This window comes from Kitasatospora sp. NPDC048540, assembly GCF_040651175.1.
In the GTDB taxonomy this organism is placed as follows: Bacteria; Actinomycetota; Actinomycetes; order Streptomycetales; family Streptomycetaceae; genus Kitasatospora.
Genome location: NZ_JBEZIR010000030.1, coordinates 1 through 12,569, shown reverse-complemented (window position 1 = coordinate 12,569; position 12,569 = coordinate 1). Strand labels below are relative to the sequence as shown.

Annotated in this window: 13 protein-coding genes; 6 read left to right on the top strand and 7 right to left on the bottom strand. The window is 74.6% G+C overall.

From position 1 onward, the window contains the following. Window positions 1-28 precede the first annotated feature (28 nt). Together AB0D08_RS14595 and AB0D08_RS14590 are read left to right on the top strand one after the other, a co-directional pair. Complete coding sequence (locus AB0D08_RS14595) at window positions 29-568, top strand: hypothetical protein (protein WP_359888760.1); 540 nt, start codon at window positions 29-31, stop codon at window positions 566-568. 103 nt (window positions 569-671) lie between these two features. Beyond that, a complete protein-coding gene (locus tag AB0D08_RS14590; RefSeq protein ID WP_359888759.1) occupies window positions 672-1,895 on the top strand; it encodes a serine hydrolase domain-containing protein in 1,224 nt (407 codons plus the stop codon). Window positions 1,896-1,933: 38 nt separating this feature from the next. On the opposite strand, the gene AB0D08_RS14585 is transcribed toward AB0D08_RS14590, so the two are convergent. Next, entirely contained in the window at window positions 1,934-2,542 is a 609-nt protein-coding gene (locus AB0D08_RS14585) for a hypothetical protein (RefSeq protein WP_359888756.1), read from the bottom strand. A gap of 341 nt (window positions 2,543-2,883) precedes the next feature. Here AB0D08_RS14585 and AB0D08_RS14580 point away from each other — a divergent pair, with 341 nt between their 5' ends. Further along, window positions 2,884-3,036 (top strand): hypothetical protein, encoded by a 153-nt coding sequence (locus tag AB0D08_RS14580; protein WP_158515645.1) that lies wholly within the window; start codon window positions 2,884-2,886, stop codon window positions 3,034-3,036. Window positions 3,037-3,176: 140 nt separating this feature from the next. Further along, complete coding sequence (locus AB0D08_RS14575) at window positions 3,177-3,797, top strand: TIGR03086 family metal-binding protein (RefSeq protein ID WP_359888754.1); 621 nt, start codon at window positions 3,177-3,179, stop codon at window positions 3,795-3,797. Window positions 3,798-3,877: 80 nt separating this feature from the next. On the opposite strand, the gene AB0D08_RS14570 is transcribed toward AB0D08_RS14575, so the two are convergent. Both AB0D08_RS14570 and AB0D08_RS14565 read right to left on the bottom strand, forming a co-directional pair. Continuing rightward, window positions 3,878-6,148: a M48 family metalloprotease gene (locus AB0D08_RS14570; RefSeq protein WP_359888752.1), complete on the bottom strand. Its 2,271-nt coding sequence runs from the start codon at window positions 6,146-6,148 to the stop codon at window positions 3,878-3,880. Between the two features lie 2 nt (window positions 6,149-6,150). Beyond that, window positions 6,151-6,816, bottom strand: a complete 666-nt coding sequence (locus tag AB0D08_RS14565) for a hypothetical protein (protein WP_359888749.1) — start codon at window positions 6,814-6,816, stop codon at window positions 6,151-6,153. Between the two features lie 259 nt (window positions 6,817-7,075). Here AB0D08_RS14565 and AB0D08_RS14560 point away from each other — a divergent pair, with 259 nt between their 5' ends. Both AB0D08_RS14560 and AB0D08_RS14555 read left to right on the top strand, forming a co-directional pair. Then, complete coding sequence (locus AB0D08_RS14560; protein WP_233289472.1) at window positions 7,076-8,638, top strand: alpha/beta fold hydrolase; 1,563 nt, start codon at window positions 7,076-7,078, stop codon at window positions 8,636-8,638. A gap of 221 nt (window positions 8,639-8,859) precedes the next feature. Beyond that, window positions 8,860-9,201 carry a VOC family protein gene (locus AB0D08_RS14555; protein WP_033826247.1) on the top strand — a complete coding sequence of 114 codons (342 nt, stop codon included), beginning with the start codon at window positions 8,860-8,862 and terminating at the stop codon, window positions 9,199-9,201. An 82-nt stretch (window positions 9,202-9,283) separates the two neighbouring features. On the opposite strand, the gene AB0D08_RS14550 is transcribed toward AB0D08_RS14555, so the two are convergent. The 4 genes from AB0D08_RS14550 to AB0D08_RS14535 form a co-directional block, all read right to left on the bottom strand. Further along, a complete protein-coding gene (locus tag AB0D08_RS14550) occupies window positions 9,284-10,072 on the bottom strand; it encodes a VOC family protein (RefSeq protein ID WP_359888910.1) in 789 nt (262 codons plus the stop codon). Window positions 10,073-10,370: 298 nt separating this feature from the next. Then, on the bottom strand, window positions 10,371-11,234 hold the full coding sequence (locus tag AB0D08_RS14545; protein ID WP_359888744.1) for an alpha/beta fold hydrolase: 864 nt from the start codon (window positions 11,232-11,234) through the stop codon (window positions 10,371-10,373). A gap of 133 nt (window positions 11,235-11,367) precedes the next feature. After that, on the bottom strand, window positions 11,368-12,009 hold the full coding sequence (locus tag AB0D08_RS14540; protein WP_359888742.1) for a hypothetical protein: 642 nt from the start codon (window positions 12,007-12,009) through the stop codon (window positions 11,368-11,370). 67 nt (window positions 12,010-12,076) lie between these two features. Further along, window positions 12,077-12,569, bottom strand: a 493-nt coding sequence (locus AB0D08_RS14535; RefSeq protein WP_359888740.1) for a hypothetical protein, incomplete at its 5' end; no start/stop codon positions are given.

Below are 12,569 nucleotides of genomic sequence, written 5' to 3'. Positions count from 1 at the left end.
GTCAGTGATCGTTCATATGCTCGCCGACATGTCCGATGCTTTCACGGTCCTGTGGACCCATGACGTGTGCCGTGCCCTGCGCCGGGCGGGCCGGACCGGCGAGCGGCCGCCGGTCGCGTTCAGCGGCGTCCACTCCTCCCTGCCGGCCTGGTCCGGCGCCCGGGCCGGGGACGAGGTGTACGCGGTGCACGTCAACCGGGGTGTCGTGCACGTGGTGAGCCGGATGCGGGTGGTCGACCGCGACCGCGGCGAGTGCTGCGGACCCGCCCCGGCCAGGTGGGACGAGCCGGCGTTCCCCGGGCACGACACCTGGTCGATGCTGGGAGCGGGCGGCTGCGGCGCCGCGCCCGTACACGTGGACGCCACCCCCGTACGCTTCGACGTCCCGATCCCCGGCGACCTCCTGTCCGAGCTCACCTGGCGCAACCGCCGGGGCCACACCCGCGGCCTCAAGTACGTGACGGACGGCCGCCTGGAACGCTCGGTCAGCCTCCAGGGCTTCTACCGCCTCACAACGGAGTCCGCCGCAGATCTGGCGCGGATCACCGACGCGTCCGTGACCCGGTAGACCCGGGCACGCCCGCCCCGGGGTGCGGGCCCGATGGGTGATGTTCGTGCGGGTCGGCGGCCGTCGGCCCGGGGGCCGGGGGCGGGCGGCCGATACTGCGGGGATGAGACCCCTTGGCAGGACCGCGCTGCTGCGCCTCGCAGCGGTCACCGCGCTCGTCACCCTCAGCGTCCCGGTCGGTACCGCCGGCGGGGCGGTGGGCGACGGCGGTCAGCGGCGGCAGTGTGTCAGTTCCCCGCGCCCGGGCGGCGGGCCGGCGCTGGACGTCCTGCGGATCGCGGAACAGGCCAAGGCGGAGATGGACCTCAAGTCGGTGATCCTGCGGGTCACCGTCGACGGCCGGGAGGTGATCACCTCCGCGCTCGGCGAGTCGATGACGGGCGTCCCGGCCGACCCCGCCATGCACTTCCGCAACGGCAACATCGCGATCAGCTACCTGGGCACGGCACTGCTGCGGCTGGTCGACGAGGGCCGGGTCGGCCTCGACGACCCGGTGGCACGCTGGCTGCCCGATCTGGCGGGTGGCGACCGGATCACGCTGCGCATGCTCGGCGCCTCCACCACCGGCCTGGTCGACTACGTCAAGGCCCCCGGCTTCGCCGAGTCGGTGTACGCCGACCCGTTCCGTCAGTGGACCCCCGAGGAGTTGGTGGGGATCTCGACCGGCGCGGACCGGCTGTACGACCCGGGCACCAACTGGAGCTACTCGCACGCCAACTTCGTCCTGCTCGGCGCCGCGCTGGAGAAGATCACCGGGACCCGGCTGGACGTGCTGCTCCAGCGCCTGGTGCTGGACCCGCTCGGACTGCGCGAGACCCGCAACAGCTTCACGCCCGACATCCCGGCGCCCGTCCTGCACGCCTTCACCTCCGACCGCGGGACCTACGAGGAGTCGACCTTCTGGAACCCCTCGTGGACCACCGCCCCCGGCGCGGTGGAGACCACCGACATCTGCGACCTGGCGCGCTCGGCCGGCGGTGTCGGCTCGGGTGAACTGCTGTCCGCGTCGGCCCGGCAGGAGCTGCTGAACCCGGGGACGGTGGGGCTCGGCACGCCGACCGACAGGTGTCCGGCCACGGTGTGCCTGGCGAACTCGGCGGCGACCCACTACGGCATGGGTGTGCTGGTGCTGGGTGACTGGGTCGCCCAGCACCCGTTGTTCTTCGGGTACTCGGCCTCCCAGGACTACCTGCCGTGCGAGCGCCTGTCCATCGCCGTCTCGACCACCCAGGGGCCGGGCGCCCAGGGCGGCCACAGCGCGCACACCATCGCCCAGCGGATCGCCGCCGCGCTCGCCCCGGACCACCCCATCCCCGACTTCGGCTGAGCCGTACCCCACTCCCCCGCTCCGGACGCTCCCGCCCGTCAGCGGATGGGGGCTCCGGCGCGGTCCGGGTCGGGCGGGAAGGGGATGACCCGGCAGACGAAGACGATGTGGGCCACCAGGACGGGGACCACCAGCAGGCCGGCGAGCAGGAATTCGAAGGCCGGCAAGGCGCAGGCGAGCAGCCCGAGGACCAGCCGGGCGACGGCCCGGGCGCGCGGGCCGCGGGCCGTCCAGGGGGCGACCATCAGCAGGGCCACCAGGACCGGTCCGCCGAACCCCACGGCGAACAGGACAACCAGGCGCAGGTACTCCACGATCGGCGAGGCGCCGAACCCGTCGAAGTACAGGCGGATCAGGGCGAGCGGGAGCAGCGGGTAGATCACCGCGATCGGCGCCAGGTAGTAGGCGAGGTAGTACGCCGCGGCCCGGCCGAACCAGCCCAGCGACGTCCGGCCGCGGGTCGCCCACGCACGGGCGCCGATCGCGAACGGCAGAAGGAGCAGCGGCGCCACGAACAGGAGGAGGAACCCCGGGCCGCCGCCGGACTGTTCCCCGGTCAGTCCGCCGACCGCGAGGTAGGCGGCGGGTACCGCCACGAGCGCCGTGACGGCGAAGGAGTGGCCGACCTGGCAGGACGTACCGGACATGCGGCCGCCGCCGCTCCCGGCCATAACTGCCCCGACCTGCTGATATCCCGTCACCTGCGCCCCCCGACAGAGAGTTGAACACGTTCAAACTAGCGGCCGGGGGCGGCCGGGGTCAATCGCCCGCCGATCACCCGCCGCCCACCTGCCGATCACTCGGTCACACCCGGGCGAACAGCCCCCAAACGCTGGCGAAACCTTCGATCGACAGGGCATCTGCGCCATCGAGCCATTAATGAAAGGCACCCGGCGCCGTCTTGGTGTAGAATCAGAAGCGCAAGGGCAGCCGCTGGACGGGCGTCACGACGACGCCCACGGCACCCGACTCCAGGGGGAGAACCATCATGAGTTACCACTACGAAGCGATTCAGGCGACGATCGACGAGCGACTGCGGACCGCCGAGCAGGACCGCATCGTCCGCGCGCTGCGGCTCAAGAACCGCGCCGAGCGCGTCCAGAAGCGGGCCCGCCAGGCCCTCGACAGCCTGACCGCATGAGCACCCCGCTCGGAACGGGCCGCCACCGTGACCACGGTGGCGGCCCGTTCTGCTTTCCGGCCCCGGAGGGCATCACGGCCGGACGCGCCGATCCCGCGTGGTGAAGGCGCCCGGCGCAACGGCTCCAGCAGACTGGGGACATGACTGCTGCCCCCGGTGACCCGGTCGACCTCCTGGCACGCGCACTGGCCCAGGCCGCGGCGGGGGTCGAGGCCGTGCGCGAGGACCAGTTGGGGGATCCGTCGCCGTGCCGGGCGTGGACCGTCGCCGACCTGGTCGACCACCTGCTCGACGAACTCCCGCGGTTCACGGCACGGGCCCGGGGCGCCGCCCCGGAACGGAACACCGCCGCCCGCGACCGGAACACCCCCGCCTCCGACCGGGGCGCAGGTGACCGCTCGACGGCCTTCCGGAGCGGAGCAGCGGAGCTGGTGGCCGCCTGGCGGCAGGCGGGCGACCTCACCGGGACGGTCGAGCTGCCCGGGATGGGCACGGTGCCCGCACGCTTCCCCGTCGACCAGCAGACCGCCGAATTCGCCGTCCACGCCTGGGATCTGGCCAGGGCCACCGGACGGTCACCCGGGTTCGACGAGGAGGTCGGACGGTCCTCCCTCGACTGGGCGCGGACGGCGCTGCGGCCGGAGTTCCGGGGCGGCGAGGCATCCGGCAAAGCCTTCGGCCCCGAGGTGCAGGCCGGCCCGGACGCCGCGTTGTACGACCGCCTGGCGGCCTTCTTCGGGCGCGACCCCGCCCGGGTATGAGCTCTGCCCGGAGGTGACCGCGGGGCAGCGCGGGCCGGCCACCCGCTCCCGGGGCGCCGTAAGGCGAAGCGGCTGCCGCCTCAGTGTCTTCGGCCCCGGGCCCGTGCAGGGGCAGTGGCAGGGGCCCGGTTGCGGATCCGCAGTCCGTGCAGCTGGTCGGCCGTGGTGCGGCCGGCGACGATGACGCCGCCCGCGAGGCCCGGCACCAGCAGGACGGCCAGCGGTGTCACGGCGCCGCTGAAAAGGCTGTCCACGGTCAGCAGGAGCGCGGCGGCCATCAGGCAGGCGGCGCCGGTGTGCAGTCGCTGCCCGAGCTCGGCGCGGTGGCGGGCGAGGACGGCTCCCACCAGGCTCAAGACGTAGAGCAGCAGCCCCAGCGTCTCCGTCAGCACGAGCAGGCTGCCGGTCGGCGCGCCTGCCAGCAGCCGGCCCGCGGCGGCGAGTGCGGCCAGCACGGTGGCGAGGGTCACGGCGTGGGCGAGGGCGGTGCGGCGTCGGGACCCGGCGGGCGCGGCGGGCTCGCGCCGGGTGTCCGCCGCGGCGGGCGGGGCCGCAGCCGGTGGCGGGGCGGTCACGGGTGCCGGCCGCCGGTCGCGCTTGGCGAGCGCGAGGGCCCCGGCCCCGAGGGGTAGGGCGAGGACGAAGGTGTACAGGTACGGGTCGGCCCAGGCCGGCAGTGCGGACGGGAACCAGGCGGCCGTGACCAGCGTCCCGTAACCGCCCATCAGCGAGGCCGTCCAGCGGCGCGGGCCGAGCGTGCGGCAGGCGACCGCGAGCAGCCCGGTGAGCGCGACCGTGAGGGCGGCCGTCGCCGCGAGGCCGATACCGGTCGAGCCGGGACTCCCCCGCCACCACATGGCCGTCAGCACCCCGGGCCATCCGGCGCGCTCGCTGTCCGGCGGCAGGAGCAGTGCGCCCAGCGCGAGACCGGCCCACAGCCCGCCGGCCAGGCCCGCCAGGCGCGCCGTCACAAGCGCGGACCGGCGGCCCGCCGCGGCCACGACGCAGGCCCACACGCCGCGGCCCAGGACGGTGCCGGCGGGCAGCAGCAGGGGCAGCGCGAGCCAGGCGTACACCGGCCGGAGGGTGGTGAGTTCGCCCAGCTCGAGGTCGCCCGTGTGCAGCCGGTACAGCATCACGTCGAAGGAGTGCGACATCAGGAGGGTGAGGGTGAACATGGCGACGCACCCGATCAGCGCCGCCTCCCAGGCGGTCGGCTCGTCGGCGCGGGCGGGGTCCGCCAGGACGGCGCGTCTGCGGGCGAGCGGGGGGTGGGTGGCGAACGGCCACACCGGTCCCTCGTCCTCGGGGTCGGGCGGCTCCTCGGGCGCCGTGCGGGGTGACGGCGCGGGTTCGCTGGCTGCGGCGGACGGGGTGCCGCGACGGGGGGCGGCCCGGGTGGACCGTTCGCCCGCCAGCAGGAGCAGGAAGCGGTCCAGGCTCGCCCTGGCCGTCCGGCCGCGGGTGCCGCCGGGCCCGGCGGCCGCGTACGCGTCGGCGTGGAACTCCCGGGCGTGCAGGTAGGTGTTGCGCGCGGCGATGACGAGGCAGCCGAGCACCAGCAGCCGGTACCCGAGGTCGCGCAGTCCGCTCTCCCACGCGGCGCGGCCCGACAGCGAGTAGCCGAGGACCGCAGCGACCAGGACCACGAACGCACCCCACAGCGCGGTGACCGCGAAGGTGACGTCGACGTCCCGGTTCCGGATGTGGCCGAGTTCGTGGCGCACGATCACCGCGAAGGTGTCCGGGTCCTCGTCGAAGAGGTCGGCCATCCCGCTGGCGAGCTCGATGTGGCGACGCCGCCAGTGGCCGAAGGCGAGCGCGTTCTGGGTGTAGTCGCCCGCGTCGAGCCAGACCCCGGAGAGGGTGACCCCGGCGTCGGCGGCCTGCCGGTACACGGCGGCGGCCAGGTCCGGCCGGTAACCGGCGTCCGGACCGGTGGCGGGGGTGGGGCGCAGCCGCAGCAGGCGCCGGAGCAGGATCTGCCGGTACGGCGCGGTCGCGTAGAGCACCACGCCGCCGCCGACCAGGACCGCCAGGTTCAGGGCGGCCCGTACCTCCGGCCGGTCGCGGGCGGGGTGTTCTCCGCACCGCTCGTGGGTGAGGCGGGTGAGTACCGTCCGGTCCTCGTCCGTCAGTTGCCGCCGCTGCCAGGCCGTCGACCCGGCGGCGAGCAGCAGCTCCTCCTCGGGCGTGGGCGGCAGGGAGAGCCGGTAGGCGTTCTCCGTGCGGCCTGCGCACAGTGTGTACGCCAGTTCGGCGTCGGTGTGTGCGCGGGGTGTGGTCACGAACGCGATGCTGACGGCCGCCGCCATCAGGGCGATGCAGAACAGGGCTGCCCGGGCGAACACGCCTACTCCCCCGCTGCCGGGCTCCCCTCGGCGCCGGTGCCCGGGGGCGGGGCGGCGGCCGGTGGCGCGGGGACGGTGGCGGGACGCGCGGTGCTCTCGCCCGCGGCCAGCAGGCCGACGACATGCGCGAGCGCGGAGTCGGCGATCCGCTGCGCCAACTCCTCGGGGACGTGCCCGCGGGCGCCCGCCAGCGCGGCGTCCCGGTACCGCTGCAGCTCGGTGGCCGAGATCGGGTGGGGGGCGGTCGGTTGGGGGGCGGTCGGTTGGGGGGCCACGGCGGGCGGATCGGCGGGCGGCCCGCTCTCCAGGGTCCGTGTCCGGGACCGCCGTCGGCCGCCGAAGACCCGGTCGACGGCGCGGGCCGAGAGGCGGGTGACCAGCTCGGCGGACATCGCCCCGACCACGGCGGCGGCGGCCGACAGCGCGGCCGGGGTGACGGCGTCCGTGCCGAGACCGAACGGGTCCATCGCCACCGGCTTGCGCCGCCACAGGCGTCGGTGGAGGTGGTCCCGGGCCCGCCGCTCGAACAGCGGCAGCTCCTTGTCGGCCACCTCCTGCACCACGCTCCGCGCCAGGTCCCGCGCGAGCTGCCGTCGCCGCCCGTACAGCAGCGCCGGGACCACCCGGCCGGCCTCGGCGGACACCACCGGATCCGTCACCACACTCATCCCCCTGCCGTCACCCCGCCCCGGCCGGCCCGGCGGACAACGGCCCGGGCGGCTCATGGCAACACAGTCGATTATGAATCAAATGGCTTGATCTGTACGTCACTTGACGAACGATCACCGATAGCGGCCCTGGCTGCACGGACCCGGGCGACGGTGGAGACCCGGACGGGTCCGGGTGGACGGGTGCGGACAGGAGTGGACAGTCCCCGCGTCCGGACGGCCTGGAAAACGGACACCGGCCGCCAGCACTGTGTACCCCATGAACGGTGCACCGGCCCCGCAGCAGCAGCCGCAGCACCTGAACACCGCCCGGCCCCCCACCGGCCGGGCACACGACCAAGGACACCCCGACATGAAGCACAGCCTGACCGCCGTCGCCCTCGTGGCGCTCGCCGCCGCCGCCGTCGTACCGGCACTCGCCGACGGCTCGGACTCCGGCCACCGGCCCCCCGCGGCCATCGACTGGCACGCCTGCACCGACGCCGACTTCCAGCAGATGCAGTGCGGATCGATCCGCGTGCCGGTGGACTGGGCGCACCCCGGAGGTGACACCCTCACCCTCGCCCTGGTCCGCCGCCCCGCCGACGACCGGGCGCACCGCGCGGGCACCCTGCTGCTCAACGACGGCGCCGGCGGCTCGTCGATCGAGCAGCTGCGGCTGGCGATGCACATCGGACTGCCGAAGTTCGCCGGGGACATGACGCAGAAGTTCGACCTGGTCGCGGTGGACCCGCGCGGCGTCGGGCACAGCACGCCGATCCTGTGCGACGGACCGCTCAAGCCCGCCGGGGTCAGCCACTTCCCCAAGGACCAGGCCGCGTTCGACGCCCTGGTGTCCAACAACCGGGCCGTCGCCGACGACTGTCTGCGGCGCAACGGCAAGCTCCCCGCGCACGTCGATCTCACCAGCACCGCACGGGACTTCGAGGCGGTGCGGACCGGTCTGGGCGAGCAGCAGCTGAACTGGTACGGGATCCACTACAGCACGCTCCTCGGGCGCACCTACGCCAACCTGTACCCGGGCCGGCTGCGCAGCATGGTCCTCGACACCGCACTGGACGACACCGCCTCACCGGTGCAGCGGATCACCGCGGAGGCCACCACCGCAGAGGCGGCCTTCGACCGCTTCGCGGCCTGGTGCGCCGCGTCGAACGACTGCGCGCTGCACGGCAAGGACGCCGCGGCCGAGTACGACGCGCTGGTCGCCCGGGCCGACCGTACGCCTGTCCCGACCGGGAGCGCGGCCCACCAGCCGTTGACCGGCGAGGACATCCGTGAGGCCACCCAGGACTTCCTGACCCTGTCGGGCCTCGCCTGGCCGGAGCTGGCGAAGGCGATCGTGGCGGCCCAGGGCGGCAACGCCGGCGCCTTCACGCACGACCCGGACGACACCCTGGACCCGGCCCAGGTCCAGGTCCAGGTCCCTGCCTGTCTGGACACCCCGCGCCCGGTGAACAGCTTCGCCGAGCTCGCCAGGCTCCAGCAGGACCTCGCCAAGGTGTCGCCGCACCTCGGTGGCGCCGTGCGCCTCTACAAGGCCGTGACCGGCTGCCTCGGCTGGCCGACCGCGGCCACGCCGGTCGGAGCGGGCGCCCCGGTCAAGGGCGCGCCGCCCGCGCTGGTCGTGCAGTCCACCCACCAGGCCCTGGCGCCGTTCCAGTCGGGTGCGGCAATGGCCGCGCAGCTTCCCGGCAGCGTCGTGCTCGGCCGGGAGGGTGACGACTACAGCATGTTCCTGCTGTCCCCGTGCGTCCAGGCCGCCACCAACCGCTATCTGACCACCCTCGCGCTGCCTTCCGCCGGCACCGTCTGCACCGACTGATCACCCCCTGAGCCATCCTCCCGGGCCGGCCGCGGAATCCCCCGCCGCGGCCGGCCACCACCGGGCCCGCCCTGTCCCTCCGGCAGGGCGGGCCCGGTGTGTCTCCGGGGGCCGAGCGGTCCGGGAGAAGCGGCCGCCGTGGCCCGCGCCTACCGTGGGATCACCGGCGGGGCCCGCGCGGGCGCCGCGGCACCACCCCGACACGCAGGAGGACCCACGTCATGAGCAGCGGCATCACCGTGATCATCTACCACGTCGAGGACCTGGCCCGGGCCAAGGAGCTGTTCGGCACCTACCTCGGCGTCGGGCCGACGACGGACACGCCGTACTACGTCGGCTACGAGCTCGAGGGCCAGCAGATCGGTCTCGTCCCCGACGGCCGCACCAACAGCTCGGGGCCGGTCTGCTTCCGCGACGTGCCCGACATCGCGGCGGCGCACCAGGCGCTGCTCGCCGCCGGTGCCGAGGTGCACGAGGAGCCGCACGACGTCGGCGGCGGCCTGCTGGTCGCCTCCGTCAAGGACAGCGACGGCAACGTCATCGGGCTCCGTCAGCAGCCGTGACGCGGGGGCAGGTCGCGGGCGGGGCGGGTCGCGGGGGCGGCCGGGCCGGGTGCCCCCGGTGACCCGCCCCGCGACCCGGCGGTTACTCCGGGGTGGTGGCGGTGATCACCGCGAAGGTGCCGCCCTGCGGGTCGGCGAGGACGGCCATCCGGCCGGCCGGCATGTCGAACGCCGGGGCCATGACGCTGCCGCCGGCCCGGACCGCGGCGTCCTGGACGCTGTCGACGTCGTCGACGCTGAAGTACGGCAGCCAGTGCGGCGGGACCCCGGGCGGCAGCGCGGAGAGGTCCATCATCCCGGCGACCGCGCGCCCGGCCACCTGGAACTGGGTGTAGCCCTCGGCGCCGGGCATCTCGGACGGGGCCGTGCTGATCGGCAGCACGGCCGAGTAGAACGCGGCGGCGGCGCCGGTGTCGCCGGTGCTCAGTTCGTTCCAGCTCAGGGCGCCGTGCTCGTTGACGATGCCGGCCCCGTCGAAGGTGCCGGGCTGCCAGAGGCCGACGACGGCGCCGGTCGGGTCGGTGATCACGGCCATCCGCCCAAGGTCCATGACGTCCATCGGGCCCATCATCACGCTGCCGCCCGCGTCGGTGGCCGTCTTGAGGGTGGCGTCGATGCTGTCGGTGGTCAGGTAGGTGGTCCACACGGTCGGCGGCATCGGGTCGGGGGTGGAGCCGTCGGGGTTGGAGGCGCGCATGATCCCGGCCACCGGCTTGCCCTTGAGGAGGCAGACGGAGTACCCGCCGGTCTCCGGCGGGCCGATCTCACCCTGCCAGCCGAAGAGGTCGCAGTAGAAGTCGAGGGCGGCCTGCTGGTCGGGGACCATCAGGTCGATCCAGCAGGGGGTGCCGGGCTTGTAGGGGCCGTTCATGTCGGGCACGGGTTCCTCCGGGTGCGCTCGGTCCGCGGGGTGGCGGGGACTCGCCGGGCATACCCGCCCTCACCGGCCCGAACCGGGCCGAACGGGTGAACGACGCCGGACGGAGCAGCCTGGCGGGACGTCACGGCCGGCAACTCGTCTGGCGAGCGGACCCGGAGCCGTTCGGACACCGCAGGAGATCTTGCGGTGACGGACCCCGGAAGTGGCACCCTGTCAGCGGCGGGCGCCGAAGATCTTCCTGTACCGGGCGGCGGGCACGGTCCGTCGTCGGCTGCACGGCCGGGGCGGTTCAGTCCGGTGCGGTGTGCCGGAGGATCGCGGGGACGGTCACCGCCCAGTCCGCCCGCTCGACCCCGTGGCCGGCGTCCGCGAGGACCAGCAGCCGGGCCCCGGGGATCTGTTCCGCGAGCGCCTCGCCGTGGGCGGGCGGGAACATCGGGTCCGCCGAGCCGTGGATCACCAGGGTGGGCGCGGTGATCGAGGACAGCGGCGCCGACAAAGGTGGGCCGTCGGTCAGCACGTCGTGGTTGCGGGCCGCGGTGAAGTCGATGGCGCGCTCGATGTCGCGCCGGACCAGCCGGCGGGCGGCCGCCTCGTCGAACGGGCGCCGGCCGCCCGCGAGCATCCGCGCGTACGCGACCTGGTGGTCGGTCACCGAGCCGGCGTCCGCCGGGTCGGCGGGCACGGTCGCGGCGAAGCGCAGGAACTCCTCGGTCGGTGCGGGCAGGTCGCGGTCCCCGGGCACGGCGGCGGACGTGCTGATCAGGACCAGGGAGCGGACGCGGGCGGCGGCGTCACCGAGCGCGAGCCGCTGGGCGAGGGCGCCGCCGGCCGAGACGCCGACCAGGTGGGCGGCCGGGATCCGCAGGCCGTCGAGCACCCGGATGGCGTCCTCGGCCAGATCGGCGCCGGTGTAGCCGGGGCGGCCCGGTCCGTGGCGACCTGGTCCGCGGGTGGCCGACCGGCCGGTGTCGCGGTGGTCGTAGCGGATCACCCGGCGCCCGCCGTCGGCGAGCAGCCGGCAGAAGTCCTCCTCCCACCACAGCATCGAGGCCCCGAGGCCCATGATCAGCAGGATGGGCGGGTCCCCGGGGTCCCCGAAGGACTCGGTGCACAGCTCGATGCCGTCGACCTCGACGGTGTGCTCGGCCATGGCTGTCTCCTCCTCCGGGGTCTCTCCGGTCCCATCGTGCCGGGCCGGGCCCGGATTCGGGTGCTGCCGGGCGGGCGGCTGGCGGGTCGGATCGGGTCCGGTCTGCTGGAGCCCAGGGACCGGCGGGGGCCGGTCATGGCCGTGGCAGGTCCGCCAGCCAGACGTGCCCGGGGTGCACCCGGTCGAGGAGGGCGGCCAGGGTCAGCTGCTGGGTGTGGTCGAGCAGCGGGAGGGTGGTGGTGAAGTCCAGGCGGTCCTTGGGGCGCAGCGCCTTGGCCTTGAACAGCAGGGTCAGTTCCGGTCCGAGATAGGGGATCCCCGCGGCCGTGCGGTGGACGACGGCGCTGTAGGGCAGGCGCACCGACGGGTCGCGGCGGCAGATCCAGGTGGTGCCGTCGTGCGGCTCGCGGAACACGTCCACCAGGAAGTTCCCGGTCGCGGGGTCGCGCAGCCAGGTCTGGTGGGTGAGGGCGAGGACCTCCGGTGCCGGGTCCTGCCAGATGTGCCCGGAGTCCACGACGTCGAAGGCGAGTTCGGGGAAGCGCGCCCGGATCTCGGGGAACCGGGCGGCCGGGACCGCCATCTCGAGGTCGCTGTGGTCGCGGGTCTGCTCGCCCTTGAACAGGTCCAGGGCCCAGCCCCCGGCGACGCACCAGGGCGCCGCCACGCCCGCGAGCCGGTCGGCCAGTCGGGCGGGCGTCCAGGCCTGGGTCCATCGGGCTTCGGCCTCGGCCTCGGTGATTTCGACGCCGCCCGGCGGGAGTTGTTCGGTCACCGGCCGAGCCTACCGGCCGGGCCGGGCCCGTTCGCCCGGTTCGGCGCATCGGGTCGCCCGGCTCGGCTCAGCGGCGGCGGATCATGGCCTGGGGCAGGCGGCCGTCCTCCCAGTAGCCGTCGAGGATGACGAGCAGGCCCTCCGGGTCGCGCATCAGCTCGGGCACCCGGTCGCCGTACGCGTCCTGGAGCGGGTCGCGGTCGACGGTCCGGCGTTCGGCGGCGGTGAAGGAGGAGGAGTAGCCGTGGCAGGCGCTGCACCAGAGGTAGTTGATCATCGAGGGGGTGGTGCGGCCGAGCTTTTCGCGGTGGTAGGAGCGCAGGCCGAGGTGGCCGCAGAGCGGGCAGGTGCGCTCCGTCACCGGCCGGTCCAGCTGGGCGCGCAGGACCTCGATGTCGGAGTCGTCGTAGCGGCGTGCCATGAGGGTGACCTTTCGGGGTGGGCGGGACAGCGGCGAGGGTCTGCCGCCCGGCTGGCTGGAGCTGGCCCGGCAGGCTGCGGCCTGCTTCGCCGCCACCAGGGACCGGTGCCGCTCCAGGACATCAATGCCTGGGCCGAGC